The organism is Achromobacter sp. GD03932 (assembly GCF_029839485.1).
GTDB classification, from domain to species: domain Bacteria; phylum Pseudomonadota; class Gammaproteobacteria; order Burkholderiales; family Burkholderiaceae_B; genus Achromobacter; species Achromobacter bronchisepticus_A.
The window spans coordinates 39,864-64,993 of the sequence record NZ_JAOCAT010000003.1; the positions used below are offsets into that span (position 1 = coordinate 39,864).

Annotated in this window: 23 protein-coding genes; 14 read left to right on the forward strand and 9 right to left on the reverse strand. The window is 67.4% G+C overall.

Going from position 1 to position 25,130, the window contains the following annotated elements:
- The first annotated feature begins 97 nt into the window (after positions 1-97).
- Both N5C88_RS03465 and N5C88_RS03470 read left to right on the forward strand, forming a co-directional pair.
- On the forward strand, positions 98-937 hold the full coding sequence (locus N5C88_RS03465; protein WP_059379265.1) for a ZIP family metal transporter: 840 nt from the start codon (positions 98-100) through the stop codon (positions 935-937).
- Positions 938-1,009: 72 nt separating this feature from the next.
- Positions 1,010-1,798, forward strand: coding sequence for a dienelactone hydrolase family protein (locus tag N5C88_RS03470; RefSeq protein ID WP_088139343.1), 789 nt, complete (start codon positions 1,010-1,012; stop codon positions 1,796-1,798).
- A 79-nt stretch (positions 1,799-1,877) separates the two neighbouring features.
- Here the strand turns inward: N5C88_RS03470 and N5C88_RS03475 are convergent, their stop codons facing one another.
- Positions 1,878-3,539, reverse strand: coding sequence for a Na/Pi cotransporter family protein (locus tag N5C88_RS03475; RefSeq protein ID WP_059379264.1), 1,662 nt, complete (start codon positions 3,537-3,539; stop codon positions 1,878-1,880).
- A gap of 173 nt (positions 3,540-3,712) precedes the next feature.
- Between N5C88_RS03475 and N5C88_RS03480 the strand changes: the two genes are divergently transcribed.
- The gene (locus N5C88_RS03480; protein WP_059379339.1) at positions 3,713-5,104 is read left to right on the forward strand and encodes an L-serine ammonia-lyase; all 1,392 of its coding nucleotides are present in this window, start codon (positions 3,713-3,715) and stop codon (positions 5,102-5,104) included.
- A gap of 40 nt (positions 5,105-5,144) precedes the next feature.
- Here the strand turns inward: N5C88_RS03480 and N5C88_RS03485 are convergent, their stop codons facing one another.
- Both N5C88_RS03485 and htpX read right to left on the reverse strand, forming a co-directional pair.
- Positions 5,145-6,272, reverse strand: a complete 1,128-nt coding sequence (locus N5C88_RS03485) for a lactonase family protein (protein WP_280014694.1) — start codon at positions 6,270-6,272, stop codon at positions 5,145-5,147.
- 232 nt (positions 6,273-6,504) lie between these two features.
- A complete protein-coding gene (htpX, locus tag N5C88_RS03490) occupies positions 6,505-7,386 on the reverse strand; it encodes a protease HtpX (RefSeq protein WP_013392481.1) in 882 nt (293 codons plus the stop codon).
- 151 nt (positions 7,387-7,537) lie between these two features.
- Between htpX and N5C88_RS03495 the strand changes: the two genes are divergently transcribed.
- Positions 7,538-8,392, forward strand: a complete 855-nt coding sequence (locus tag N5C88_RS03495; protein WP_054451009.1) for a DMT family transporter — start codon at positions 7,538-7,540, stop codon at positions 8,390-8,392.
- Positions 8,393-8,429: 37 nt separating this feature from the next.
- Entirely contained in the window at positions 8,430-9,284 is an 855-nt protein-coding gene (locus N5C88_RS03500) for a sulfurtransferase (protein WP_280014695.1), read from the forward strand.
- On the opposite strand, the gene N5C88_RS03505 is transcribed toward N5C88_RS03500, so the two are convergent.
- Positions 9,278-10,210: a LysR family transcriptional regulator gene (locus N5C88_RS03505; protein ID WP_280014696.1), complete on the reverse strand. Its 933-nt coding sequence runs from the start codon at positions 10,208-10,210 to the stop codon at positions 9,278-9,280. The genes N5C88_RS03500 and N5C88_RS03505 overlap by 7 nt on opposite strands.
- A gap of 116 nt (positions 10,211-10,326) precedes the next feature.
- Between N5C88_RS03505 and N5C88_RS03510 the strand changes: the two genes are divergently transcribed.
- On the forward strand, positions 10,327-11,559 hold the full coding sequence (locus N5C88_RS03510; RefSeq protein WP_280014698.1) for an MFS transporter: 1,233 nt from the start codon (positions 10,327-10,329) through the stop codon (positions 11,557-11,559).
- On the opposite strand, the gene N5C88_RS03515 is transcribed toward N5C88_RS03510, so the two are convergent.
- Together N5C88_RS03515 and N5C88_RS03520 are read right to left on the reverse strand one after the other, a co-directional pair.
- Positions 11,537-12,106 (reverse strand): phosphonate degradation HD-domain oxygenase, encoded by a 570-nt coding sequence (locus N5C88_RS03515; protein WP_280014699.1) that lies wholly within the window; start codon positions 12,104-12,106, stop codon positions 11,537-11,539. The genes N5C88_RS03510 and N5C88_RS03515 overlap by 23 nt on opposite strands.
- 38 nt (positions 12,107-12,144) lie before the next feature.
- Positions 12,145-13,008 carry a LysR family transcriptional regulator gene (locus tag N5C88_RS03520; protein WP_059379260.1) on the reverse strand — a complete coding sequence of 288 codons (864 nt, stop codon included), beginning with the start codon at positions 13,006-13,008 and terminating at the stop codon, positions 12,145-12,147.
- A 146-nt stretch (positions 13,009-13,154) separates the two neighbouring features.
- Between N5C88_RS03520 and N5C88_RS03525 the strand changes: the two genes are divergently transcribed.
- The 5 genes from N5C88_RS03525 to N5C88_RS03545 all read left to right on the forward strand — a co-directional run bounded on the left by N5C88_RS03525 (position 13,155) and on the right by N5C88_RS03545 (position 19,190).
- A complete protein-coding gene (locus N5C88_RS03525) occupies positions 13,155-14,228 on the forward strand; it encodes a putative 2-aminoethylphosphonate ABC transporter ATP-binding protein (protein WP_118933358.1) in 1,074 nt (357 codons plus the stop codon).
- A 7-nt stretch (positions 14,229-14,235) separates the two neighbouring features.
- Positions 14,236-16,002 (forward strand): putative 2-aminoethylphosphonate ABC transporter permease subunit, encoded by a 1,767-nt coding sequence (locus N5C88_RS03530; protein ID WP_280014700.1) that lies wholly within the window; start codon positions 14,236-14,238, stop codon positions 16,000-16,002.
- Positions 16,003-16,025: 23 nt separating this feature from the next.
- The gene (phnX, locus tag N5C88_RS03535) at positions 16,026-16,847 is read left to right on the forward strand and encodes a phosphonoacetaldehyde hydrolase (RefSeq protein ID WP_118933356.1); all 822 of its coding nucleotides are present in this window, start codon (positions 16,026-16,028) and stop codon (positions 16,845-16,847) included.
- A 95-nt stretch (positions 16,848-16,942) separates the two neighbouring features.
- Positions 16,943-17,965, forward strand: a complete 1,023-nt coding sequence (locus tag N5C88_RS03540; protein WP_054451016.1) for a putative 2-aminoethylphosphonate ABC transporter substrate-binding protein — start codon at positions 16,943-16,945, stop codon at positions 17,963-17,965.
- Positions 17,966-18,059: 94 nt separating this feature from the next.
- Positions 18,060-19,190, forward strand: coding sequence for a TIGR03364 family FAD-dependent oxidoreductase (locus N5C88_RS03545; RefSeq protein WP_280014701.1), 1,131 nt, complete (start codon positions 18,060-18,062; stop codon positions 19,188-19,190).
- A gap of 75 nt (positions 19,191-19,265) precedes the next feature.
- Here N5C88_RS03545 and N5C88_RS03550 read toward each other — a convergent pair whose 3' ends face one another.
- The 3 genes from N5C88_RS03550 to N5C88_RS03560 all read right to left on the reverse strand — a co-directional run bounded on the left by N5C88_RS03550 (position 19,266) and on the right by N5C88_RS03560 (position 22,840).
- Positions 19,266-20,414: an aromatic ring-hydroxylating dioxygenase subunit alpha gene (locus N5C88_RS03550; protein ID WP_280014702.1), complete on the reverse strand. Its 1,149-nt coding sequence runs from the start codon at positions 20,412-20,414 to the stop codon at positions 19,266-19,268.
- Between the two features lie 243 nt (positions 20,415-20,657).
- Positions 20,658-21,668, reverse strand: a complete 1,011-nt coding sequence (locus N5C88_RS03555) for an acyltransferase family protein (protein ID WP_118933355.1) — start codon at positions 21,666-21,668, stop codon at positions 20,658-20,660.
- 203 nt (positions 21,669-21,871) lie between these two features.
- Positions 21,872-22,840: a tripartite tricarboxylate transporter substrate binding protein gene (locus tag N5C88_RS03560; RefSeq protein ID WP_059379253.1), complete on the reverse strand. Its 969-nt coding sequence runs from the start codon at positions 22,838-22,840 to the stop codon at positions 21,872-21,874.
- Positions 22,841-22,994: 154 nt separating this feature from the next.
- Here N5C88_RS03560 and N5C88_RS03565 point away from each other — a divergent pair, with 154 nt between their 5' ends.
- The 3 genes from N5C88_RS03565 to N5C88_RS03575 all read left to right on the forward strand — a co-directional run bounded on the left by N5C88_RS03565 (position 22,995) and on the right by N5C88_RS03575 (position 25,127).
- Entirely contained in the window at positions 22,995-23,849 is an 855-nt protein-coding gene (locus N5C88_RS03565) for an IclR family transcriptional regulator (RefSeq protein ID WP_280014703.1), read from the forward strand.
- 92 nt (positions 23,850-23,941) lie between these two features.
- On the forward strand, positions 23,942-24,208 hold the full coding sequence (locus N5C88_RS03570; RefSeq protein ID WP_054451022.1) for an exodeoxyribonuclease VII small subunit: 267 nt from the start codon (positions 23,942-23,944) through the stop codon (positions 24,206-24,208).
- Between the two features lie 7 nt (positions 24,209-24,215).
- On the forward strand, positions 24,216-25,127 hold the full coding sequence (locus N5C88_RS03575; protein WP_059379251.1) for a polyprenyl synthetase family protein: 912 nt from the start codon (positions 24,216-24,218) through the stop codon (positions 25,125-25,127).
- Positions 25,128-25,130: the final 3 nt, after the last annotated feature.

Below are 25,130 nucleotides of genomic sequence, written 5' to 3' on the forward strand. Positions count from 1 at the left end.
AAGACACATGGGCTGCCTTCGGGCAGCCCATTTCCGTTTTTGGTATTGAAACAATATAATGTTTCGCTTCCCTCCGCCTTAAAGCGTCCCCCCAAAAATGTTGCTGCTCTGGATCTTGCTCGCCACCGTCACCGGCGGGCTTATCGCCGTCCTTGTCGCCAGCTGGCTGGCCTACAAGGTCTTCGCGCAATACCTGCACCACATGGTCAGCCTGTCGGTGGGGGTGCTGCTGTCGGTTGCGCTGCTGCACCTGCTGCCCGAGGCCTTCGAGACCGGGGTGGGCGATGCCCACGTGCTGTTCGGCCTGATGCTGGCGTCGCTGATCGGGTTTTTCGTGCTGGAGAAGATCGCGCTGCTGCGCCACAGCCATCACCACGAGGGCGACGGCCATCACCACCACAAGGGACATGACCGCCACGAGGCGGGCCGCGGCGGCGTGCTGATCCTGATCGGCAGCTCCCTGCACAATCTATGCGACGGGGTGCTGGTGGCGGCGGCGTTCCTGACCGACCCCCTGCTGGGCGTGCTGACGGCGGCGTCCATCATCATTCATGAAGTGCCGCACAAGCTGGGCGACTTCGTGGTGCTGCTCAACGCGGGCCTGGCGCGCCGCCGCGCCTTCTCGCTGATCCTCTTCACCAGCTTGTGTTCAGCCGTGGGCGGCATAATAGGGTACTTCGTGCTGCAGCAGGCGCAGCAATGGGTGCCGTATGTCCTGGTGGTTGCAGCCAGCAGCTTCCTCTATATCTCGGTGGCCGACCTGATGCCGCAGATGCACGAACGGGTATCCCTGGCCGATGCCGTCCCGCAATTGCTGCTGGTCGGCGTGGGCGTGGCGCTGATCTACAGCGTCACCACGGTCATGCACCACGGGCACGACCACGAGGCCGAAGCCGGCCTGGCCGCGCCGCAAGCGGAGCATGGCCACCGGCATTAGGATCGGCGCGAGGCCATGCAGGCGCTGGCGGGATATCCGGCTTGGTTGATCATCCCTACACAGGAGTTCTTCATGAGTTTTTCCGCCGCAGCCGGCAATGTCGCGCCCACCGTGATCCACACGGACACCCAGGGCCTGGTCCACGGGGATTTCAAGCTGCCCGTGGCCGACGGCACGATCGCCGCCTATTACGCCGCGCCCGAAGGCAAGCGCGACCTGCCCATCGTGCTGGTGGTGCAGGAGATCTTCGGCGTGCACGAGCACATCAAGGACCTGTGCCGCCGGGTCGCCAAGGCCGGCTACCTTGCCGTCGCCGCCAATCTCTACGAGCGCCAGGGCGACGCCTCGGTCTATACCGACATCCCGAAACTCATCGCCGAACTGGTCAGCAAGGTGCCGGACGAGCAGGTCTTTGCCGACCTGGACGCCAGCGTGGCCTGGGCCGCCGCGCATGGCGGCGATCCCAAGCGCGTGGCGGTGACCGGCTTTTGCTGGGGCGGCCGCCTGACCTGGATGTACGCCGCCCACAATCCCGACGTGAAGGCGGCGGTGGCCTGGTACGGCAAGCTCAGCGTGGGCCATGGCCCGCTGATCAAGCGCTTTGCCTTCGACGTGGTCAACGAGTTGCACGCGCCGGTGCTGGGCCTGTACGGCGGCAAGGACGCCAGCATCCCGCTGGCCGACGTCGAAACCATGAAATCCAAGCTGGCCGCCGGCAACGACAACGCCCGGCGCTCGGAGTTCGTGGTGTATCCCGAGGCCGACCACGCCTTCCTGGCCGACTACCGCGCCAGCTACAAGGCCGAGGCCGCGCAGGACGGCTGGAAGCGCATGCTGGAGTGGTTCAAGCGGTATTTGTAGGATGTTGGGGGGCAGTGAAAACTGCCCGGGAGCACAGTTGAAAAAAGCCGACCACATAAGGTCGGCTTTTTCGTTCCGCTCAGTTCCCCGCTTCGCGCAAGCGGCTGGGCAGCAGTTCGCCGTGGCGCGCCAACAGAGGATAGGCCGCCGCGCCGACCAGATGGGAGTTGATGCCCTTCATGTCGCGCAGGATATCCAGGTAGAGCGCGCCCACCTCGGCGGCGTCGACCTCGCCCCCTTTGATCTTCTGCAGGTGCGTGTCCGCCGCATTGGTCTCGATCGAGCGGAAGCGGGCCTTTTCTCCTGCCAGCGCACGGGCCTGGCGCAGGTCGTCGTTGACGAACAGGGCGGCGGCGGTGCGCTGGTTGGCGATGAGCTGGCCCAGCGTGTCGTCCAGGCTGGCGCGCTGTTCCGGAGAGAAGACCCAGCCCTGCTTGCGCAGCTTGGAAATGTGGCTGAGCAGACCGTGGTTGGCGATGTCGCCGGCGTGGCCGATATTGCTGGTGAACGCCAGGATGGCGTCCAGGCGCTGGATGTCCTCGCGCGTCATGTTCTCCTGGTCCAGGGTGGCCAGGTAGGTGGTGATGGCGTTTTCCAGCTTGTCCAGCGCGGCGTCCAGCTGGCGCGCCTGCACCATGCGGTGGCGGTTGTCGCGCTTGAAGCCGGCGCGGGCGTAGAGCAACAGGGTCTGCAGCATGTCGGCCATGCGCAGAGCTTCGCGTGCGGCGTTGCCCAGGGCCACGGCCGGCACGTCATGGGCCCATTCATCCAGGTACTGGGGGCGCGACGGGTCGTTCGGATCCGCGCGCTTGGGCAGCCAGCGGGTCAGCAGGGCGGCGTAGGGCGTCAGCAGCGGCAGGAACACCAGGGCGATGACGGCGTTGAACAGGGTGTGGAAGTTGGCCACCGCGCGGGCCGGGTCGGACGCCAGGTCGCTCATCATGGGCTGCAGATAGGGCAGCAGGATCAGGCCGGCCAGCACGCCCAGCACCCGCGTCAGCAGGTTGCCCAGGGGCAGGCGGCGGGCGGCGGGATCGTCCCCGGTCACGCCTTCGATCATGGGGTTGATGGCGGTGCCGAGGTTGGCCCCCAGCACCAGCGCAAACGCGACGTGCGGCGCCACCATGTGATGGCTGGCCAGCGACATGACCAGCACCACCACGGCCACGCTGGAATGCGCCGCCCAGGTGAAGGCGGCTGCCAGCAGCACGGTGGCCACCGGCTGGGTCGACAGCGCGTCCAGGATCATGCCCAGCATGGGCGCGGTCTGGAAAGGTTGGAACAGTTCGACCAGTTGGTGCAGCGATAGCAGCAGCAGCCCCAGGCCGATGAAGACGCGGCCGAGGTCGCGCGTGCGGCCGGGCGGGTAGCGGCGGAACATCCACACGCCCGCGAGGATCAGGATGGGGGCGAGCGAGGTCAGGTCGAAGGACAGCAGCTGGACGATGAGCGTGGTGCCGACGTTGGCGCCCAGCATGGCGGCCAGGGCCGGCGCCAGGCCGACGACGCCGCCGGCCGCGAAGCCCGTGATCATCAGGCCCGTGGCGGTGCTGCTCTGCAGCGCGGCGGTAATGCCCAGTCCGGCGGCGAAGGCCCGCAGCCGGGTGCCCAGGGCCTTGCCCAACGCCGCGCCCAGGGCGGCCCCGAAGGCGCGCTGTACGCCTGTTTGGACCATGTGCACGCCCCAGAGGAGCAGGGCGACGTAGCCGGCGAAGTCAAGCAGGGTAATGAGTCCGGACATCCTGGCGTGTTTCCATTCTTTTATGACAAGTAATAATTCTGTAATGATCGCATGCGCGGCGCTGCCGGGGGAACCTGTCCCCGCAATACAGCATACGCTTGCCGGGCCTGCTGCGCGCGGGCTGGCCTACGCGTATCATTGCCTCATCAATCCCAGATGCAATGGAGTTTTGCGTGGCCGTTTCCGTATTCGACCTGTTCAAGATAGGCATAGGCCCGTCTAGCTCCCATACGGTGGGCCCCATGCGGGCCGCCCTGTTGTTCGCGCAAGGCCTGGAGCGCGATGGACTCATGTCCAGCGTGGCCACGGTGCGCGCCGAGCTCTACGGCTCGCTGGGCGCCACGGGCAAGGGCCACGGCACCGACAAGGGCGTGCTGCTGGGCCTGATGGGCGAAGCCCCCGACACCGTCGACCCCGCCGCCATCGCCGGCATGATCGCGTCGGTGCGGGCCAGCCGCCAATTGCCGCTGCTGGGACGCTATCCGGTTCCTTTCGTCGAAAAGGAACACATGATGTTCTACCGCCGCGAAGCCATGGCGGAACATCCTAACGGCATGAAGTTTCACGCCTTTGACGCCAATGGCGAATCGCTGCGCGAGGCCCGCTACCTGTCGGTGGGGGGCGGCTTCGTGGTGACGGCCGGCGCGTCCAACAGCCAGGTCATCGCCGCGCACGACCAGTTGCCGTACCCGTTCCGCATGGGTCGAGAACTGATGGCCATGTGCAGCGAGAGCGGCCTGTCGGTGGCGCAGTTGATGATGAAGAACGAGCTGACCTGGCGCGACGAGGCCGAGGTGCATGCCGGGCTGGACCGCATCTGGCAGGTCATGCAGGACTGCGTGTCGCGCGGCTGCGGCATCAACTATCCGGAAGCGGACGGCGAACTGCCCGGCCCCTTGCGCGTGCGCCGCCGCGCGCCCGAGCTCTACCGCAACCTGACCCAGCGCGCCGAGCGCACCCTGTCCGATCCCCTGTCCGTGATGGACTGGGTCAATCTGTACGCCATGGCGGTCAACGAAGAGAACGCCGCGGGCGGGCGCGTCGTGACGGCGCCGACCAACGGCGCGGCCGGCATCATCCCGGCGGTGCTGCATTACTACGACCGCTTCGTGCCCGGTTCCAACCGCGAAGGCGTGCGCGACTTCCTGCTGACCGCGGCCGCCGTGGGCTTGCTCTACAAGTACAACGCCTCGCTGTCGGGCGCCGAGGTCGGCTGCCAGGGCGAGGTCGGCGTGGCCTGCTCGATGGCGGCGGGCGGCCTGGCCGCCGCCCTGGGCGGCACCGTCGAACAGGTCGAGAACGCGGCCGAGATCGGCATGGAGCACAACCTGGGCCTGACCTGCGACCCCGTGGGCGGCCTGGTTCAGATTCCCTGTATCGAGCGCAACGCCATGGCCTCCATCAAGGCCGTGAACGCTGCCCGCATGGCGCTGCGCGGCGACGGCCAGCACTACGTGTCGCTGGATTCCGTCATCAAGACCATGCGCGAAACCGGCGCCGACATGAAGACCAAGTACAAGGAAACCGCGCGCGGCGGGCTGGCGGTGAACATCGTCGAGTGCTGACGGGGGCGGGGTGACGACGATGCGGGAGGGCGAGCGGATGTCATGGCCTTGGGGGTCCTTTCCGAAGCAAGGGAAGAACGCAGGCCGGCGAGGAAATGGCAAACGGCACGCCTGCAGGCTGCAGCTGGCCGCTATCCGGGTCGATGCGCATGCAGGAAATGCGGTGTTCGTCCTGGCTGGCGACCAGCAGGAAGCCGCCGTCCGGGGGGATGGCGGCGTCGCGCGGCGTGCGCCCGCCGGCGGGCCACAAGCCTATCGGCTCGAGCCACGGGGCGGATTCCAATAGCCGAAATCCCGCGATGCTGTCGTGGCCGCGGTTGGTCGCGTAGAGCCAGCGTCCGCTCGGATGCAGGCAGAGCGCGGACGCGGAGTTGGCGTTGTGCCAATCAGCGGGCAGCGTGCCGATCCGGGTGAGCGCCTGTGCACGGGGATTGCGTGCCGTGGGCAGTTGAACGACGGTCACGCTATTGGACAGTTCGTTGAGCACGAAGGCGCGGGTACCGGCCGGATTCAGCCGCAGATGGCGCGGCCCGGAACCTGGTCCGATCTGCAGCTGCAGGTCCGGGAGCAGATCCAGCGTGGCGCCCCGCAGGGCATGGCGGGCGACGCTGTCGGTACCCAAGTCACACAGGTAGACCGCATCGCCGGACGGGGTCGGCTGGGCGCAATGCACATGGGGGCTCGCCTGGCGGTCGCTGCGCGGACCGCTGCCATGGCGCACGATGATGTCGGGCGGGGAGATGGGCAACCCCTGTCCGTCGAGCCGGTAGCTCAGGAGTTCGCCGCTGCCATAGTTGGACACGAAGAGGCGGTCCGCCGCAGGGGTCAGGCAGATGTGGCAAGGGCTGGCGCCAGGGGTAGGCACATTGAGCAAGTGCCGCAGCGTGGCCGCGTCGTCGACCGCGTAGACGTCGATGCTGGCGCCTTCTTCCTGCTCGCTCACGCCATACAGCAGGCCGAGGGACGCGGAATGGCACAGGTAAGAGGGATTGACGCTATGCCTGTGCACCAGCAATTCACGCAGAGCGGCCGTCGCGGAGTCGAAACTCAGCAGGTGGATGCCGCGCCCTATGCCATGCACATGCGGCATCGGCCGCGTATAGGTGCCCACGGCAATCAGCCAGTTGGCCGTTCCGCGGGCCGGGGAGTGCGTATTCGATTCAGCCATGGTCTGCCCTCGACATCACGTCTATCCATACGGCCAGGACCGGCGCCAGGCCCCTGAAGTTATGCCCCCACCCCATTTAAGCAGGAATATCTGATCGTCAATCGTCCTCGGGGGGCCCGCCTCGCATCCTTGGGGCGGTTTTTCTTTTGGACGGAGCCGGAAAAGACGATGGCCCGCGCAGGCGGGCCATCGAGTCAGGGTGACGGGCGCGCGGCCCGTCTGCGCGAAAGGCTTAGATCACGCGTGCATTTTGCAGCGCGGCGATGCGGGCCGGAATCGGCGGGTGCGAGGCGAACATCGCGGCCAGGCCGCCCTTGCCGGTGATGCCCGAGGCCTCGAAGGACTTGGGCAGCTCGCCCGGTTCCAGGCCGCCCAGGCGGGCCAGGGCGCGGATCATGGGTTCGCGGGCGCCCATCAGGTGGGCCGAGCCGGCGTCGGCGCGATATTCGCGCTGACGCGAGAACCAGGCCACGATGATCGAGGCCAGCACGCCGAAGATGATTTCACAGACCAGCACGGTGATGTAGTAGCCCGGGCCGATGCCGCGTTCGTTCTTGAACACCACGCGGTCGATGAAGTAGCCGACCACGCGGGCCAGGAACACGACGAAGGTGTTCACCACGCCCTGGATCAGCGTCAGCGTGACCATGTCGCCGTTGGCGATGTGCGCGACTTCGTGGGCCAGCACGGCGGCGACTTCTTCCTCGCTCATGCTTTCCAGGAGGCCGGTGGACACCGCGACCAGGGAGTCGTTCTTGAAGGCGCCGGTGGCGAAGGCGTTGGGGGCGCCTTCATAGATGGCGACTTCCGGGCGGCCGATGCCGGCGCGGTCGGCCAGTTGGTGCACGGTGTCGACCAGCCAGGCTTCGCGCTGGTTGCGGGGCGAGTTCGGGTCCAGCACCTGGGCGCCGGTGCTCCATTTGGCCATGGGCTTGCTGATCAGGAGCGAGATGATCGCGCCGGTGAAGCCGACCACCACCGAGAAGATCAACAGGGCGTTCAGGTTCAGGCCGTTGGCGGTGATGTAGCGGTCCACGCCCAGGATGCGCAGCGTGGCCGACAGCACCAGCATGACAGCCAGGTTGGTCAGGACGAACAGGACAATGCGTTTCATGTTTTTTGTGTTCCTCTGCGAGCAGGATATGCCGGGATTCGACACTGCTGCGGGCCGCCAGTTCCCCGACTCGCGGCGCCGCTTCCGGTGACGGAGAGTATAGTATCGCTTTCCCTTATTCCTCTTCACTTTTCCCTTAGCGTAGACCCCCATGCAGGCACTCTGGATGTTGCTGGCGTCCGCCATGTTCGCCATCATGGGTTCGTTCGTGAAGCTCGGCACCGAACACGGCGCCTCGCTGCCGCAAGTCGTTCTGTTTCGTGGACTGCCGTCGGTCATCCTGCTGCTGATCTGGGCCCGCGCCGGCCGCCAGTCCATCATTCCCGTCAGCTGGAAACTCCACCTGTGGCGCAACCTGTCCGGCGTCACCTCGATGTGGCTGGGCTTTTTCGCCATCGCCCATCTGCCCCTGGCCACCGCCACCAGCCTGAACTACACCGCGCCGCTGTTCATCGCCTGCTGGATGCTGGGCTGGGGCGGCGCGCAGCGCGACCCCGTGCGCATCGTGGCGGTGGCGCTGGGGTTCCTGGGCGTGATCGCGGTGCTGCGGCCCAGCATCAACGAGGACCAGTGGCTGGCCGCCCTGTTGGGGATGACCGCAGGCGCCATGTCGGCCATCGCCATGATGCAGATCCGCCAGCTGGGCCGGGTTGGTGAACCTGAATGGCGCACCGTGCTGTTCTTCTCCGTGGCCGTTTGCGTGTCCAGCCTGGCCGGACTGCTGTTCGAGGGCTGGGGACACGCCGACTGGACCGGCTACCTGTCGCTGCTGGGCGTGGGCGTGACGGGCCTGTTCGGCCAGTTGGCCATGACCCGCGCCTTCGGCCTGGGGTCGGCGCTGCTGACGGCGGCGCTGCAGTACAGCACCATCATCTTCGCGGCCTTGCTGGGCATGGGCTTCTGGGGCGAACAGCTGGACGCCCTGGCCTGGGCCGGCATGGGCCTGATCATTTTCGCGGGCCTGTTGTCGATCTGGCGCACCATGCGCGATCCGAAGCCGGCCTGAGCCGCGGTCGCCCCACACCCTTACAGGAGCACACCGAATGCCGATGACCCTGATTTCCGCCGCCGAACTGGCCGCGCGCCTGGATGCGCCGGACGTGCGCGTGTTCGACGTGCGCCACGATCTGACCAACCACGCGGCGGGCCGTCAGGCCTATGACGCGGGCCACATCCCCGGCGCGCGCTACCTGGATCACGAAACCGAGCTGTCCGCAGCCCGCACCGGCAAGAACGGCCGTCATCCGTTGCCGTCGCGAGGCGCGTTCGGCGCGCTCATGGCCGCCCACGGCGTGACGCCCAAGACCCTGGTGGTGGCCTACGACGCCAGCGGCGGCATGTACGCCGCGCACCTGTGGTGGATGTTGCGCTGGCTGGGCCACGACCAGGTGGCGGTGCTGGACGGCGGCTGGCAGGCCTGGACCGCGGCCGGCCTGCCGACCACGACCGAAGCCGGCGCCGCCGTGCGCGCGGGCCAGCCGGTGGAGCCGGGCGCCTCGCTGGCGGGTTCGGTGGATGCGCAGGCGGTGCTGGACAACATCGCCCGTCCGGCCTTCACCGTGATCGACGCGCGCGCGGCCAACCGCTACCGCGGCGAGGTCGAGCCCATGGACCCGGTGGCCGGCCACATTCCGGGCGCGTTGAACCGTCCCAACGGCGAGAACCTGCAGGCCGACGGCCGTTTCAAGCCGGCCGCGCAGTTGCGCGAGGAGTTCGCCAGCCTGCTGGACGGCCGCGATCCGGCGGTCATCGTGCATCAGTGCGGCTCGGGCATCACGGCTTGCCACAACCTGCTGTCCATGGAAATCGCGGGCTTGTCCGGTTCGCGCCTGTACCCGGGCTCCTGGAGCGAGTGGTGCAGCGATCCGTCCCGCCCGGTGGCCACGGGCGCTCAGTGACCTGACGCCTGGACCTGATGCCCGGGCTTGGACGCCCGGGCGTCCGCGAATACCCGGGCACCCAGAAAGTCCACCAGCGCCCGGACCTTCGGCGACGGGTGCTTGCTGGCAGGCCACAGGATGTGGAAGACGTTGGTCCGCTCCGATTTGCCTTTCAGGACCTGCACCAGGCGGCCATCCGCCAAGGGTTCGCGGATGGCGAAGTCCGGCAGGTAGGCAATACCCAGTCCTTGCAGCGCGAAGCAGGCGCGCGTCTCGATGTTGTTGCAGATCATCGAGACGGGCAGCTGCAGCTCTGGCTCGCCTTCGGCTTGCCGCAGAGCCCAAGTCTCCAGCTTGCCGCTGCTGGGAAAGCGGTAGTGCAGGCAGCTATGGCGCAGCAGGTCGGCCGGCGTTTTGGGCGTGCCGCGGCTGGCCAGGTAGGCGGGGGAGGCGACCAGCAGGATCTGGAACGCGCCGAGGCGGCGCGCCGACAGGCGGGAGTCGGCGGGTTCGCCCGTGCGCACCACGGCATCGAAGCCCTCTTCGATCACGTCCACCATCCGGTCGGTGAAATCCAGGTCGAGTTCGATCTCGGGATACTCGCGCATGAACTCGCCCAGCACCGGCAGCACCAGTCCGCTGACCAGCGGCAGGCTGACGCGAAGGCGTCCGCGGGGCGCGGCGGCGGCCTGCGACAGCTCCAGTTCGGCCGCTTCGATCTCGGCCAGGATGCGGCGGCTGCGTTCCAGGAACAGCGCGCCCTCGGCCGTCAAGGTGACGCTGCGCGTACTGCGGTGGAACAGGCGCACGCCCAGCTTTTCTTCCAACCGCGCCACGCTCTTGCCGATGGCGGATGCCGACACGCCCAGCAGCCTGCCGGCGGCGACGAAGCTGCGCGTTTCCGCAACCTGCACGAACACGACAAAGCCATTGAGGCTATCCATCTGGTTTCCTTGATTGCGGACATCTGGTTCCGCAGAAGAAGGAAATGTAGCCTACTTTTTCTTTAATCTCCGGGCCTATATCGTCTCGGCACCAAGCTGCAACCGAGGTGCCTGAGATGAAAAAACCTACGAATTCCCCGCGTCCGCGCACTGCGCCGGCGCGTCCCCCCGCCGGCCGCGACCGGCTGCCGCTGGGCGCCTTGCTGGCGCTGGCGATGGCCGGCTTCATCACCATCCTGACCGAGGCGCTGCCGGCCGGGCTGTTGCCGCAGATGGCGCAGGGCCTGGCCGTGTCCCAGGCCAGTATCGGCCAGACCGTCACCATCTATGCGATCGGGTCGCTGGCGGCGGCGATCCCGCTGGTCGCCGCGACCCGGGGCGTGCGGCGGCGTCCGCTGCTGCTGGCGGCGATCGCCGGGTTCGTGCTGGCCAATACAGTGACCGCGTTGTCTTTCAGCTATGTGCTGACCCTGGCCGCGCGCTTCCTGGCCGGCATGTCGGCGGGATTGTTGTGGGCGCTGCTGGCGGGCTACGCCGCGCGTATGGTGCCCGCACATCAGCAGGGCCGCGCGATCGCGGTGGCGATGCTGGGCGCGCCGCTGGCGCTGTCGCTGGGCGTGCCTGCCGGAACTTTTCTTGGGGCGCTGTGGGGGTGGCGCATCGGCTTTGGCATCATGAGCGCGCTGGCAGTGCTGCTGATGGTCTGGGTGCGCTTGCGGGTGCCGGACTTTGCGGGACAGGCCCGGGGCAAGCAACTGCCGCTGCGGCATGTCTTCCTGCTGCCCGGCGTGCGTCCGGTGCTGTTCGCGGTGCTGGCGTTCGTCCTCGCGCACAACATTCTTTACATCTACATCGCACCGTTCCTGGCATCGCTGGGCATGGCCGCAAGCACCGAGCTGGTGCTGCTGGTGTTCGGACTCAGTTCCCTGGCCGGGATCTGGCTGGTCGGGACGTTGATCGACCGCCATTTGCGGGCGCTGACTTTGGCTTGCGTCGCCCTGTTCGGCCTGGCCGCGTTGGCGCTGGGTATCGCGGGCGGCATGCCGGCCATGCTTTATCTGTCGGTGGGGGCTTGGGGCGTGGCGTTCGGCGGTTCGCCGACGCTGTTCCAGACCGCGCTGGCCAAGACGGCGGGCGACGCCGCGGACGTGGCGCAGTCGATGCTGGTGACCGCGTGGAACACGGCGATTGCCGCGGGCGGCATCGTTGGCGGCGCGTTGCTCGAACGCCTGGGCGTGGGCGCGTTCGTGCCGGCCCTGCTGGCGCTGCTGGCGGCGACGCTGGCGGTCGTCTGGGCCGCCAGGACGCATGGCTTTCCCGCCAGCCCTACCAGATGGCAGCCAGCTTGATCCGCCCCGAGATGCTTTCGGCGATTTCCAGGAAATGGTCCAGGGGCGGCGTCGCCAGCCCCGGAACCTTGGCCATGTCGTCCCACCGCCTCAGGCGGATCGCATCCGGCGCGCCCGGCATGCTCGCGAATTCCACCGCCTGGCTCGCATCGAAACTGCCCCCCTGCAGCGCCAGGCTGCGTTTCGAATCCTCCGAGAGCGACGCTTCATATTGCGGTTCCACATAGCAGAGGTAGCGCTTGGCTTCCACATGCAGCCGGATCGGATCCAGCACCGCCGAGCTGAACAGGCCGCGCAGGAAGGGCAGGACGAAGTACTGGTGCTTGTCGTCGATGCCGCGCAGCGTGGGCGTGCCGGGCCGGTCGGCGATGAGATGGCCCAGGTCGTGCAGCAGGCTGGCGGTGATCAGGTGGGCGCCGGCGCCGTTGCGTTCCGCCAGCGCCGCGGTCTGCAGCGCGTGCCGCAGGTGGCTGACGGATTCGCCGTCATAGGAGCGGTGTCCGCGCTCCAGGAAAATCTGCTCGATATCTTGCAAGGTCAAGGCCATGGTTGTCTCCTGGGTGGCCGCATAGGGGAGGGCGGCGCTCAGCCGGCGGCTGGCGCCATCTCCAGAAAGCGCGCGATCAACTGCACCGGTTGGCGCTCGCGCAGGCAGTACAGGTATTCGTGCATCACGATGTCGGCGCCCTCGATGTCCAGGGCCGCCAGGTCGGGATGGGAAGGGATCTCGCGCGAGGGGATCAGGCTGATTCCCAGGCCGCACAGGGTGGCTTGGCGGATGGATTCACGGCTGCCGATTTCCAGCGTGCGGCGCACCGTGACGCCAGCCGCCAGCAAGGCGTCCTCCGTCAGTTGCCGCGTCATGGAGCCGGGTTCGCGCAACAGCAGCGCGTGGTCGGCCAGGTCGGCCAGTCGGACCCGGCCGCGGCGCGCCAGGGGATGGTCGCGATGCGCCACTACACGGATGGGGTCGGCGGCGATCATGCGCCGGTACAGGTGCTTGTCATCCATCAGAAACGACGACGTGGCAATCTCGATGCGATAGTCATGCAGCGCCTGGAGCATGCTTTGCGAGTTGCCGATAGCCAGCGTCAGATCTATGCCCGGGTAGCGCTGGTTGTAGGCGCGCACCGTGTCCATGATGTAGTAGGGGCCGGTGGCGCCGATGCGCAGATTGCCTTCGCGCAGGTCGCTGGCGTCGCGCAGGCGGAAGTCGATCTCGGTTTCCTGCTGGACCAGTTTTTCCACCATGGGCATCAGGCTGTGGCCCGCGTCCGACAGGCGCATGCCGCGCCCCTGGCGGTGGAACAGTTCGACGCCGTAACGCGACTCCAGCTGGCGCAATTGCCCGGTCACCGTGGGCTGGCTGACGCCCAGCTGGGCGGCGGCCTTGGTGACGGTGCCGCAGCGGGCCACGGCGTAGAAGGATTTGAGTTCGGCGACAAGCACGGTGCAGGGGGCGGAATAGGGCGCAATGCGCAAGACCGCCAGTACACCAAAATAATTTGATGTTTTTATTACTGCATTTGCGCGAAGTGTCATAAACACTCAATACGCGTCTTCCATACTGCCTTCGTTCCCAAACCGGAGGCCCCATGGCCGAACGCGATACCGCATTTCTCTCTGTCAGGCATCTAGTGAAGCGCTTTGGCAGCCATACCGCGCTGTCGGACGTCTCGCTCGACATCCGCGCCGGGGAGCTGGTGTGCCTGCTGGGCCCCTCGGGCTGCGGCAAGACCACCTTGCTGCGCGCCATCGCCGGCCTGGAACGCCAGGACAGCGGCACCATCGTCCTGTCCGGGCGCGACATCTCGCACGCCGAACCGCAGGCGCGCGACTACGGCATCCTGTTCCAGTCGTACGCGCTGTTTCCCAACCTGACCGTGGCCCAGAACGTGGCCTACGGCCTGAGCGGCAAGCGCGCCCACCGCAACCACGTCGCCAACCGCGTCGAGGAAATGCTGACGCTGGTCGGCCTGGCGGGCGCGGCGGATAAATACCCGGGACAGATCTCTGGCGGGCAGCAGCAGCGCGTGGCCCTGGCGCGCGCGCTGGCGCCGTCGCCGTCCCTGCTGCTGCTGGACGAGCCCATGTCGGCGCTGGACGCCCGCGTGCGCGAGCATCTGCGCATCGAGCTGCGGGCCTTGCAGAAGCGCCTTTCCATCACCACGCTGATGGTCACGCACGATCAGGAAGAGGCCATGGTGATGGCCGACCGCATCGCCGTCATGAATGGCGGGATCATCGAGCAGTACGGCACGCCGCGCGAACTCTACCGCCAACCCGGCTCGGCCTTCATCGCCGATTTCGTGGGCGAGGCGAACTGGCTGCCGTTCGAGCGCCTGGATGCGCACCGCGCCCGTGTCGGACGCCAGGAACTGGCCGTGGATGAGGCGCTGGATGCCGCCAGCGGCAAGCTGTTCGTGCGCCCGGAAGCCGTGCGCGTCAGCACCGCGCGCCCGGACCAGCCCAACGCCATGCTGGCCGATGTGCTGGACGGCGTGTTCCTCGGCCGCGGCTATCGCCTGGCCCTGCGCCTTGAGGGCGTACCCGGCAGCACGGTGCATTCCATCGTGTCCCCTGAAATCGGAGACGCCCTGCTGGGCCCTCACGCCGCCAGCCGCTGCTGGGTGGAGCTGCCGCGCCATGCGATACGCGCCTACGCTTGATCCGGCCATGACCCGTTCCTCCAACGCCGCCGCGCCGGCAGCTGGAAGCTTCGCAACGCCTGCGCCTGCGCCAGCGCTGGGCCGCCGCCCGCTGCCGGCCTGGGTTGGCGCCTTCGGCCTGGCCGCCGGGCAGGGCGCCCTGGCGCTGGGCCTGCTGCTGTTCCTGGCGCTGCCCTTGGCCGCCATCTTGCTCAAGTCCGTGACCGACAGCGACGGCGCCTGGGCCGGGCTGTCGGTGCTTGCGGACATCATCGGCGGCGACGGCTTCATGGCCATGGTCGCGCGCAGCCTCGCGGTGGGCGTCGTGACGACGCTGCTGGTCGTGCCCTGCGCGTACGGATTCGCCTACGGCCTGACCCGCACGCGCTTGCCGGGCAAGGGCCTGCTGCGCACCGTCGCCTTGCTGCCGCTGCTGGCGCCGTCGCTGCTGCCGGGCATCGCGCTGGTGTACCTGCTGGGCAACCAGGGCCTGCTCAAGAGCCTGACGGGCGGCGCGACCATCTACGGTTTCTGGGGCATCGTCGTTGGCGAGGCTTTCTATACCTTCCCGCACGCGCTGATGATTCTGCTGACCGGCCTGGCGCTGGCCGATGGCCGTCTTTATGACGCCGCGCGCGCCATGGGCGCGGGCCCCTGGCGCACCTTCCTGACCGTGACCCTGCCGGGCACCCGCTACGCCGTGTTTTCGGCCTGCTGCGTGGTGTTCACGCTGACGGTTACCGACTTCGGCGTGCCCAAGGTCGTGGGCGGCGACTACAACGTGCTGGCGATGGAAGCCTACAAGGCCGTGGTCGGCCAGCAGAACTTTCCCAAGGGCGCGGCCATCGGCATCCTGCTGCTGCTTCCCGCGATCCTGACCTTCGCCCTGGACCGGCGGCTGCGCGCCCGCCAGGGCGCCCAGCTGAGCGGCCGGGCCCAGCCCTATGCCGCCGGCGTCAACCGCCGCCGCGATGCCGCGTTCCTGGCGCTGGCCGGCGTGCTGGCGGCGTTCCTGCTGCTGATCATCGGCGTGGCGGTGTGGGCGTCCTTCGTGAAGATGTGGCCCTACAACCTGTCGATGTCGCTGCGTTCGTACGACTTCGACAATATGGACGGCGGCGGCTGGCTGGCCTGGCGCAACAGCCTGCAACTGGCGTTCTGCACCGCCCTGGCCGGCACGGCGGTGGTCTTCACCGGCGCATGGATGATGGAAAAAGTGCCTGCCCGCAGCTCGCTCACGCGCGGTCTGCGCGGCATGGTCGGCATGCTGGCGCTGATGCCCATGGCCGTACCCGGCCTGGTGCTGGGCCTGGGCTACATCTTCTTCTTCAACAGCCTGTCGAACCCGCTGAACCTGCTGTACGGCACCATGCCGCTCCTGGTCCTGTGCACCATCGTCCACTTCTACACCAGCGCGCACCTCACCGCCGCCACCGCGCTCAACGCGCTGGACCCCGAATTCGAGGCGGCCTCCGCGTCGCTCAAGGTGCCGCGCCTGACGACCTTTGTCCGCGTGACATTGCCGATGTGCCTGCCGGCGGCGCTGGACGTGGCCCGCTACCTGTTTGTTTCCGCCATGACCACGGTGTCCGCGGTCGTGTTCCTTTACAGCCCGTCGACGGTGCTGGCCGCGGTCGCGGTGCTGAACATGGACGACGCCGGCTTCATCGGTCCTGCCGCCGCCATGTGCACCGTGATCATGGCCAGTTCGGCCGCGGCCGCCCTGGTCCTGCATCTGGCCAGCCGCGCACTGGTGGCGCGCAGCCAGGCCTGGCGCCGCCCCGCGGCCCATTGAACGATTTCTCAAGGAAGACCCTCATGACTGTTTCGCCTTTGCCCGTCCGCCTGGAAGCGGTGATTTTCGACTGGGCCGGCACGCTGGTCGACTTCGGCTCCTTCGCGCCCACCAAGGTGTTCGTGGACGCGTTCTCGCAGTTCGGCGTGGAGATGTCGCTGGAGCAGGCCCGCGGCCCCATGGGCATGGGCAAGTGGGACCACATCCGCACGCTTTGCAACGATCCCGTGATCGCCAGCCAGTACCAGGCCCAGTTCGGCCGCTTGCCCACCGATGACGACGTGACCGCCATCTATGAGCGCTTCCTGCCGATGCAGCTGGACAAGGTCGCCCAGTATTCGGCGGCTATCCCCGGCGCGGCCGAGTTGCTGCGCGCCCTGCGCCAGCGGGGCCTGAAGATCGGCTCGTGCTCGGGCTATCCCGCCAGCGTCATGCGCCGCGTGGTCGAACGCGCCGCCTCCGAAGGCCTGGAACCCGATTGCATCGTCGCCAGCGACGACGTGCCGCGCGCGCGGCCGGCGCCCGCGATGGCGCTGAAGAACGTGGTCGAACTCGGCCTGTCCGACGTCGCCGCCTGCGTCAAGGTCGACGACACCGCGCCCGGCATCGAAGAAGGACGCCGCGCCGGCATGTGGACCGTGGGCCTGCTGCTGTCGGGCAACGCCGCCGGTCTGACGCTGGAGGAATACCTGAGCCTGGACGACGCGGGCCGCCAGAAGGCCCGCACCGCCGCCAGCCTGGAGCTGTCGCCCGCCGCGCCGCACTACCTGATCGACACCGTCGCCGACCTGCCTGGCGTGATCGCCGACATCGAATCCCGCTTGTCCGCAGGCCAGCGCCCTTAACCCTCAACCACCTGTCTGCATCGCTTGCCGGGGCCGGTTCGCGCCAGCCCTGGGGGCTTCCCTCAGCCTTTTTCCGCTTACCCACGGAGTACTTCATGAATCGCTACAAGCTGCTTGCACTGGCCGCCGCCCTGACGGGCGTGATGGGCGCCGCCTCCGCCGAGACCACGCTGACGGTCTACACCGCGCTCGAAGCCGACCAGATCAAGGCCTATCAGGCCGCGTTCGAGAAGGCCAATCCCGACATCAAGATCCAGTGGGTGCGCGACTCCACCGGCATCATCACCGCCAAGCTGCTGGCCGAGAAGAACAACCCCAAGGCCGACGCCATCTGGGGCCTGGCCGGCACCTCGCTGGGCCTGATGGACAAGGAAGGCATGCTGCAGCCCTACGCCCCCAAGGGCCTGGACCAGATCGCCGCCAACATGCGCGACGCCAAGGCCGAGCCCAGCTGGGTCGGCATGGACGGCTTCGCCGCCGCCATCTGCTTCAACACCATCGAAGCCGAAAAGCAGAAGCTGCCCAAGCCGACCTCGTGGCAGGACCTGACCAAGCCGGTGTACGCCGGCAAGATCGTCATGCCGAACCCGGCGTCGTCGGGCACCGGCTTCCTGGACGTCAGCGCCTGGCTGCAGATCTTCGGTGAAGAGAAGGGCTGGGCCTACATGGACGCCCTGCACAAGAACATCGGTTCGTACACGCACTCGGGCTCCAAGCCGTGCAACATGGCCGCCGCCGGCGAATTCCCGATCGGCGTGTCGTTCGACTACCGCGCCGCCAAGCTGAAGGCCGACGGCGCGCCGGTCGAAGCCGTGTTCCCCTCGGAAGGCCTGGGCTGGGAAGTGGAAGCCACCGCCATCATGAAGGGCACCAAGAACCTGGAAGCCGCCCGCAAGCTGGCCGACTTCTCCGCCAGCCGCGAAGCCAACGAGCTGTACAAGGCGAACTTCGCCGTGCTCGCCATCCCGTCGATCGCCACGTCCAATCCGAACCTGCCGGCCGACCTGATGCAACGCATGATCAAGAACGACTTCACCTGGGCCGCCACCAACCGCGACCGCATCATCGCCGAGTGGACCAAGCGCTACGACGGCAAGTCCGAGCCGAAGAAGAAGTAAGTCCGTTTGACCGCGGCGGCGCAGGACGCCGCCGCGCCCCGCGAGCGCCCGCCAGGGCGGCTTCCGCCGCATTTCCCTTTGCAATGTTCCACAGATGAAAAATTTCGACGTAGTCGTGGTGGGCGCCGGCATGCTGGGCATCGCCCACGCCTGGGCCGCCGCCAAGCGCGGCCTGTCGGTGGCCGTGATCGAGCGCAGCCGCCAGGCGCATGGCGCCACCATCCGCAATTTCGGCCAGGTCATCGTGACGGGCCAGGCCCCCGGCATGATGCTGTCGCACGCCCAGCAGGCGCGCGAGCTATGGCTGGATCTGGCGGGGCGCGCGGGTTTCCATGTGCGCGCCAACGGCGCCCTGGTGCTGGCGCGCAACGCCGAAGAGGCGGACGTGCTGCAGGAATTCGCCGACACGCGCATGCGGCAGGAAGGCTATCGCGCCGAACTGCTGTCGGGCCGCGAGGTGGCCCGCTTGTACGGCGGCCAACTGGCGCATCACTGCGCCGGCCTGCAAGGCCATGACGATCTGCAGATCTATTCGCGCGAGGCGCTGCCGGCCATCACGCGCTACCTCGCGGAGTCGCTGGGCGTGACGTTCATCACCGGCACGCTGGCGCGCGCGGTCGAGGGCGGGCTGGTGTGCACCTCGGCGGGAGAGTTCAAGGGCGGGCACGTGTTCGTCTGTCCCGGGCACGACTACCTGACCCTGCTGCCCGAGCGCTTCGCGCCGATGAACCTGGAGGTCACGCGCCTGCAGATGCTGCGCGCCGCGTTCGAGACCCAGCCCATCGCGCTGGACCGCCCCTTGCTGACCGGCCTGTCCTGCGTGCATTACGGCGCATTCTCGGACCTGCCGTCGGCGCTGGCGCTGCGCGACGTGATCCAGGCGCGCACGCCCATGCTGCTGGAGAACGGCATCCACCTGCTGATCAGCCCCACGCCCTATGGCGAACTGATCATCGGCGATTCGCACCGCTACGGCCAGGACGCGCCGCCGTTCAACGACGAAGCGGTCGACAACGCCATGCTGGACCTGGCGACCCAGGCGCTGGGTGCGCGCTTGCGCGTGCTGGAGCGCTGGCAGGGCGTCTATGGCGCGCACGGCCCGGCGCCGTTCTCGGTCATGCCGGTGGACCCGGCCACGACGGTGGCGGTGATGCACTCGGGTGTGGGCATGACGGTGGGTCTGGCCATCGGCGAGCGCACGGTGGCGGGCGCGCTGGGCCGCTGATCGCGGCAGCCGGAAAGAAGAAAGGCCTCGCATATGCGAGGCCTTCTTGCATGGGAGAGGCGCCGAAGCCAGGCTTCAGACCCGCTCCTGCATGATGCGCCGATACCATTCATGGAAGTGCTGCATGCCGTCTTCCATGGGCGACTGGTAGGGGCCGGTTTCGTTCACGCCGCGCAGCATCAGCGCCTTGCGGCCCGCGTCCATGCGCTCGGCGATCTCGTCATCCTCGATGGCCGTTTCCATGTAGGCGGCGCGCTGCGCCTCGACGAATTCGCGCTCGAAGGCGGCGATTTCCTCGGGGTAGTAGAACTCGACCACGTTGACCGTTTCCTGCGGGCCCTTCGGGTACAGCGTGGAGAGCACCAGCACGTGCGGATACAGCTCGATCATGTGGGTCGGGAAGTACGTGACCCAGACCGCGCCGAAATCCGGCGCATCGCCTTCGCGGAACGCCAGCAGGCGGTCATGCCATTGCTTGTAGACATCGGAGCCCGGCTGCGCCAGGGCGTTGTGCACGCCGACCTTCTGCAGGCTGTACCAGTCGTTGAACTCCCAGCTCAGGTCGTCGCAAGTGACGAAGCGGCCCAGGCCCGGGTGGAACGGACCGACGTGGTAATCCTCGAGGTAGACCTCGATGAAGGTCTTCCAGTTGTAGTTGCACTGGTGAACTTCGACGTGGTCCAGCACGTAGTCGCCGAAGTCGAATTCCGGACGCGAGAACAGCGGCGCCATGTCGGCGGCCGGATCGCGCGGGCCTTCGAACAGCAGGCCATGGCAGTCGCGCAGGCGGAACTTCTGCAGGTTCATGCAGGGCGTGGTGGCGAACTGGGGCGCGCCCAACAACTCGCCCTGGTTGTTGTACGTCCAACGATGCAAGGGGCAAACGATATTGCCGCCGGTTGCCTTCAGATTGCCATGCGTATTGCAGTTGCCGGCCACATTGCCGGTCTCGCCGCCAAGCATCAGCGCCTGGCGGTGGCGGCAGACATTTGAGATGAGTTCGACGCCTTGCTGATTGCGAACCAGCACGCGTCCTCCGTTTTCCTGGACCACCGTACGCCAATCCCCGATTTCGGGCACCACTTTCTGGTGGCCGACGTATTGCGAGGATTGCTTGAAAATGAGTTCTTGCTCGCGGGCAAAGAGGGCTTCGTCAAAATACGCGCTGACGGGTAGCTGGGTGCGAGCTGGCACTACATGTGCCATCCGACCGATGTCGGTCATGATTCCCCCCGCTCGGATAAAAAAGCCAGGACGGAGAGGCTTTTGCCTGGCGGCTTTGAAATCCGCAGGATGCGTTCCGTGCTGGCGCGAAGAAAAATCGGTGTCTGGCCGATCAAATAAGCCGTGAATTGTACCCCAAGCCCTTACCCCGCGCCCGTGAAGATCTGCGAAGCTTCGTGAAGTTACGCCGTAGCCGTCGTGCACGCGCTACGCGCGGCATAACCCCTTGAAGATGTAGGCCTTTCAGACGAAGCGCCGGGTCGCCGGATGACGTCTCATCAGCCAGCTGCTGGCGGCCGACAACATGAACACGGCCACCGCCAGCACGGGCAGCGTCCAGGCCTCGTTGCGCGCGCCCGTCAGGGCGCCGGCGCGATGCGCCACGTCGAGGAACAGCGGATGGATCAGGTAGACGCCGAAGGTCAGCGGCGCCAGCGAGGCCAGCCGCGGCAGCCGCGGCGACGAAACGATCCACTGGAACGCGGCCAGCGACATGAACGGCACCGTCAGGCTGAAGTAATCGTAGAAGTAGGTATCCAGCGCGCGGTTGCTCGACATCGAATACACGCCCAGCGCGGTCGCGGCCACGCTGGCCGCCAGCATCAGGCCAGGGCGCGGGATGCGCATCTGGCCGTCGAAGATCAGGCGGCCCGCCACGAAGTAGCCCAGATAGGGCAGGAACCAGGTCAGGAAGAAGCCCGCGGGCGCGCCCAGCGCGCGGCGATACAACGCGTCCAGGATCGCCACGCCCAGGATGCCGACCACCCACAAGGCGCGGGCGCGCGGCGTGCTGCGCGCATACAGGATGCGCACCAGCGGCGCGAACAGGTACAGGCCCACGATCATGTACAGGTACCACAGGTGGTAGTACGGCTCGCCCTGCACCAGCTTGCGCGGCCAGAACGAAAAATCGATGCGGCCGTCGTCCCACCAATCCAGCGCCGTGCGCCAGGCCAGATAGAAAAACGTCCAGAACACGAGCGGCGCGCAGATCCGCGCCATGCGCCGGCTGTAGAACTGGCGCGCGTCCTGCGGCTTGTCGGGGTCCAGCAACAGGGCGCCGCTGACCATGACGAACACGGGCACGCACCAGCGCGCCGCCGAGTCGTACAGATTGGCGGCCAGCCACGCTCCGCCGCCGTACACCGCGGGGTTGCTTACCACCATGGCCGCGCTGTGCAGCAGCACCACGGCCACCGCCGCCAGCCAGCGGGCGGCATCCAGGCGCGCATATTTCTCTTCGGCGTACGGCATCGGGCTCCCATGGCGGTGTCTACTTTTTCACCATAGCAGCGGGCAGCGTCCTGGTTCTGTATCCAGGGGTTAGAGGGCATATCGACGCGCATGAAAAACCGGCAGGGGCGCTGGAGCCCTCTGCCGGCGGATGCCGCGCGGCGCGGCGCATTCACGGGCGGGCGCGGACCCGCCTACGTTTTGTCACGAAACCAGCCGTGCCATCATTGCAGGACGATATTGGCCTGCTTGATCAGCTGCGCCACGATGGGCTGTTCAGTCTTGATCTGCTTGTCCAGTTCCGCGGCCGTGCCCGAGCGCGGGTCGATGCCCATGTCCAGCATGCGCTTCTTGATGGTCTCGTCCTGCAGGGTCTCGGTCAGGGCCTGCTGCAGCTTTTCCATCACGGGGGCGGGCGTGCCCTTGGGCGCCACGAAGCTGAACCAGGCGGTCATGTCGAACGCGGGATAGCCTTGCTCGGCCAGCGTCGCCAGCTTGGGCTGCGTCGCCAGGCGGCCGGGGCTGGTGATGGCGAAGACCTTGACCTTGCCGGCATCGGCCTGCGGCATGCCGGTGGCCACCATGTCGAAGAAAAGGTCCACGTCGCCGCTGACCAGCGCGGGCAGGGCCTGGGTCGCGCCCTTGAAGGGCACATGCAGGATGTCGATGCCTGCGCGTTCCTTGAACAGTTCGCCCGCCAGGTGAGAGGACGTGCCAGGGCCGAAGGTGGCGAAGGTCAGCTTGCCCGGATTCTGCTTGGCGTAGGCCACCACATCCTGGGTGCTGTTGAACGGCCGCTTGGGGCTGGACAGCAGGACCAGCGGTCCCACGCCGACCATGCCGATGCGGGCGAAGCCATCGGGATCGTAGGGCAGCTCCTTGTACAGATAGCGGTTGGTGACCAGCGTGGAGTTGGTCGCCATCAGGATGGTGTAGCCGTCCGGCGCTTCGCGCGAAACAAAGGCCGCCCCGATCGAGGTGCCGGCGCCTGCCTTGTTCTCGACGATCATGGGCTGGCCCAGCGTCTTGGCCATGCGTTCGGCCAGGATGCGCGTCAGCACGTCGGTGGCGCCGCCGGCGGGGAAGGGCGAGACCACCTTGATCGGCCGGGCCGGATAGGTTTCGGCCTGGGCGCCCAGCGCTGCGGCGCTGAGCAGCAGGGTGGCCAGCAGTTTGAAGCTAGTGCGAATCATGTTTTCCCCTTGAAATCGCGTGCATGAGTGGAGGTTCGGGCCTGGCTTGGCGCTGCGGGCAGCGCTTGCCAAGTCTCCTTGGGTGCATTAAATTCCGTAAAATGGAATTTAATTTTGTTATTCGAAATAAACTATAAAAACGAAGCGAATAGAAATGCAATCTTTTTCTGACGCCAAGCGCATCGCCCATCCCGCCGCCAAGCCGGACGGCAAGGTCGAACTCAGCCTGCCCGCGCGCCGCAAGCGCGCTCCCGGCGCGGGCGAGGGCGCCAATTCGCCCGATTTCATTACCGCCCTGGCGCGCGGGCTGGACGTGCTGCGCTGCTTTCGCCATGGCGTGACGGCCTTGGGCAATCTGGACCTGGCGCGTCTGACCGGTCTGCCCAAGCCCACCATCAGCCGCATCACCTACACCCTTACTGAATTGGGTTATCTGCGCTATCACCCGGACACCGGCAAATATTCGCCGGGCTATGGCGTGCTGGCGCTGGGCTTCGGCCTGCTGGCCGGACTGGAGGTGCGCGAACTGGCCAAGGCCTCGATGACCGAGCTGGCCCGCGCCACGGGTGGCGCGGTGGCCCTGGGCGCCTTCGATGGCGACGCCATGACCTACGTCGAAGCCATCCACGGCTCTTCGGCGCTTTACCTGCGCCTGCCGGTCGGCTATCGCGCCAGCCTGGACAGCGCCATGGGGCGGGCCTACCTGGCCAGCCTGCCGCCCCAGGCCTGCGCCGACGCGCTGGCCCGGCTGGGCGAGACGGCGCCGGACGCGGCCGCCGTCGAGCGCGCGCGCGTCGAACTGCGCGATACGGGCTGCTGCTACGCCATCGGCGAATGGCAGTCGGGGATCAATGCGGTCGCGGTGCCGTTCTCGTCCATCACGGGCGAGGGCGTCTTCGTCATGAGCTGCGGCGGACCCGCCAGCCTCTTGCCGGAGGCGGACCTGCGTACGCGCGTGGCGCCCCTGCTGCAGGCCTCCATAGCGGGGCTGGCGGGCGCCGCGGCCTGAGACGCGCCGCGCGCGGCGGCAAGCCCGACGGCCTTGCGGGTATCTCGTACAATTCACGGATTGATCCACCCCTAGCGCCCTCGGAGACCCGTTTGGCCAAATCTTCACAAGCCGATCCGCAGATCGATGACCGTCCCTTGCCCCAGGATTTCGAAACGGCGCTGGCCGAGCTCGAATCGCTGGTAGCGGCCATGGAAGACGGCTCGTTGCCGCTGGAGCAGTCGCTTGCCGCCTACCGGCGCGGCGTGGCGCTCACGCGGGTCTGCCAGGAACGCTTGGCGCAGGCCGAACAGCAGGTCAAGGTCCTGGAGGGCGACCTGCTGCGTCCGCTGGACCCGGCGGCGCTGGATGACGAATAAGAGCCCGATGAAGCAAATTCAACTCGCCTTCCCGGAATGGTTGCAAGGCCGTGTCCAGCACGTCGAAGACGTCCTGGACGATCTGCTCCCCCCGGCTGACGCGTTGCCCGCCCGGCTGCACGAAGCCATGCGCTACGCCGTGCTCGGCGGCGGCAAGCGGGTGCGCGCCGCGCTGGTCTACGCGGCGGGGCAGGCTTGCCCCGTCAGCGGCAGCGTGCTGGCCGTGCAGGCCTCGCTGGACCGCGCCGCCGCGGCGGTGGAACTGATCCACGCCTATTCGCTGGTGCACGACGACCTGCCCTGCATGGACGACGACACGCTGCGCCGCGGCCGTCCCACCACCCATGTGCAGTTCGACGAAGCCACCGCCATGCTGGCGGGCGATGCGCTGCAGCCGCTGGCCTTCGATCTGTTGGCCTCCATGCCGATCGCGCCCGCGCTGATCGTGCAGGCCACCCAGTCGCTGGCGCGCGCTGCCGGCAGCCAGGGCATGGCGGGCGGCCAGGCCATCGATCTGTTCAGCGTCGGCCGCGCGCTGTCGCGCGACGAACTGCAAACCATGCACAGCATGAAGACGGGCGCCATGCTGGCTTGCAGCGTGGCCCTGGGCGGCATCGTGGCGGGCGCCAGCTCGGCTTCGCGCCAGGCGCTGGACGCCTACGCGCAGGCGGTGGGGCTGGCCTTCCAGGTGGTCGACGACATCCTGGACGTGACCGCGGACAGCGCCAGCCTGGGCAAGACGCCGGGCAAGGACGCCGCCGAGAACAAGCCCACCTATGTATCGCTTCTGGGCCTGGACGGCGCGCGCGCGTTTGCCCAGGAACTGCGTGAGGACGCGCTGGCGGCCCTGGCTCCGCTGGGCGAGGCCGGATCGCGCCTGGCTGAACTGGCCGACTTCATCGTCCTACGAGACCGCTGAGCC

What these genes read in the sequence shown, in the direction of transcription:
- N5C88_RS03510 (WP_280014698.1), top strand. Translation starts at nt 10,327, where the DNA reads ATGAAAAAACCTACGAATTCCCCGCGTCCGCGCACTGCGCCGGCGCGT.
- phnX (WP_118933356.1), top strand. Translation starts at nt 16,026, where the DNA reads ATGACTGTTTCGCCTTTGCCCGTCCGCCTGGAAGCGGTGATTTTCGAC.
- N5C88_RS03485 (WP_280014694.1), bottom strand. Translation starts at nt 6,272, where the DNA reads ATGGCTGAATCGAATACGCACTCCCCGGCCCGCGGAACGGCCAACTGG.
- N5C88_RS03500 (WP_280014695.1), top strand. Translation starts at nt 8,430, where the DNA reads ATGCCGATGACCCTGATTTCCGCCGCCGAACTGGCCGCGCGCCTGGAT.
- N5C88_RS03470 (WP_088139343.1), top strand. Translation starts at nt 1,010, where the DNA reads ATGAGTTTTTCCGCCGCAGCCGGCAATGTCGCGCCCACCGTGATCCAC.
- N5C88_RS03575 (WP_059379251.1), top strand. Translation starts at nt 24,216, where the DNA reads ATGAAGCAAATTCAACTCGCCTTCCCGGAATGGTTGCAAGGCCGTGTC.
- N5C88_RS03525 (WP_118933358.1), top strand. Translation starts at nt 13,155, where the DNA reads ATGGCCGAACGCGATACCGCATTTCTCTCTGTCAGGCATCTAGTGAAG.
- N5C88_RS03475 (WP_059379264.1), bottom strand. Translation starts at nt 3,539, where the DNA reads ATGTCCGGACTCATTACCCTGCTTGACTTCGCCGGCTACGTCGCCCTG.
- N5C88_RS03505 (WP_280014696.1), bottom strand. Translation starts at nt 10,210, where the DNA reads ATGGATAGCCTCAATGGCTTTGTCGTGTTCGTGCAGGTTGCGGAAACG.
- N5C88_RS03555 (WP_118933355.1), bottom strand. Translation starts at nt 21,668, where the DNA reads ATGCCGTACGCCGAAGAGAAATATGCGCGCCTGGATGCCGCCCGCTGG.
- N5C88_RS03495 (WP_054451009.1), top strand. Translation starts at nt 7,538, where the DNA reads ATGCAGGCACTCTGGATGTTGCTGGCGTCCGCCATGTTCGCCATCATG.
- htpX (WP_013392481.1), bottom strand. Translation starts at nt 7,386, where the DNA reads ATGAAACGCATTGTCCTGTTCGTCCTGACCAACCTGGCTGTCATGCTG.
- N5C88_RS03465 (WP_059379265.1), top strand. Translation starts at nt 98, where the DNA reads ATGTTGCTGCTCTGGATCTTGCTCGCCACCGTCACCGGCGGGCTTATC.
- N5C88_RS03515 (WP_280014699.1), bottom strand. Translation starts at nt 12,106, where the DNA reads ATGGCCTTGACCTTGCAAGATATCGAGCAGATTTTCCTGGAGCGCGGA.
- N5C88_RS03530 (WP_280014700.1), top strand. Translation starts at nt 14,236, where the DNA reads ATGACCCGTTCCTCCAACGCCGCCGCGCCGGCAGCTGGAAGCTTCGCA.
- N5C88_RS03540 (WP_054451016.1), top strand. Translation starts at nt 16,943, where the DNA reads ATGAATCGCTACAAGCTGCTTGCACTGGCCGCCGCCCTGACGGGCGTG.
- N5C88_RS03560 (WP_059379253.1), bottom strand. Translation starts at nt 22,840, where the DNA reads ATGATTCGCACTAGCTTCAAACTGCTGGCCACCCTGCTGCTCAGCGCC.
- N5C88_RS03545 (WP_280014701.1), top strand. Translation starts at nt 18,060, where the DNA reads ATGAAAAATTTCGACGTAGTCGTGGTGGGCGCCGGCATGCTGGGCATC.
- N5C88_RS03565 (WP_280014703.1), top strand. Translation starts at nt 22,995, where the DNA reads ATGCAATCTTTTTCTGACGCCAAGCGCATCGCCCATCCCGCCGCCAAG.
- N5C88_RS03550 (WP_280014702.1), bottom strand. Translation starts at nt 20,414, where the DNA reads ATGACCGACATCGGTCGGATGGCACATGTAGTGCCAGCTCGCACCCAG.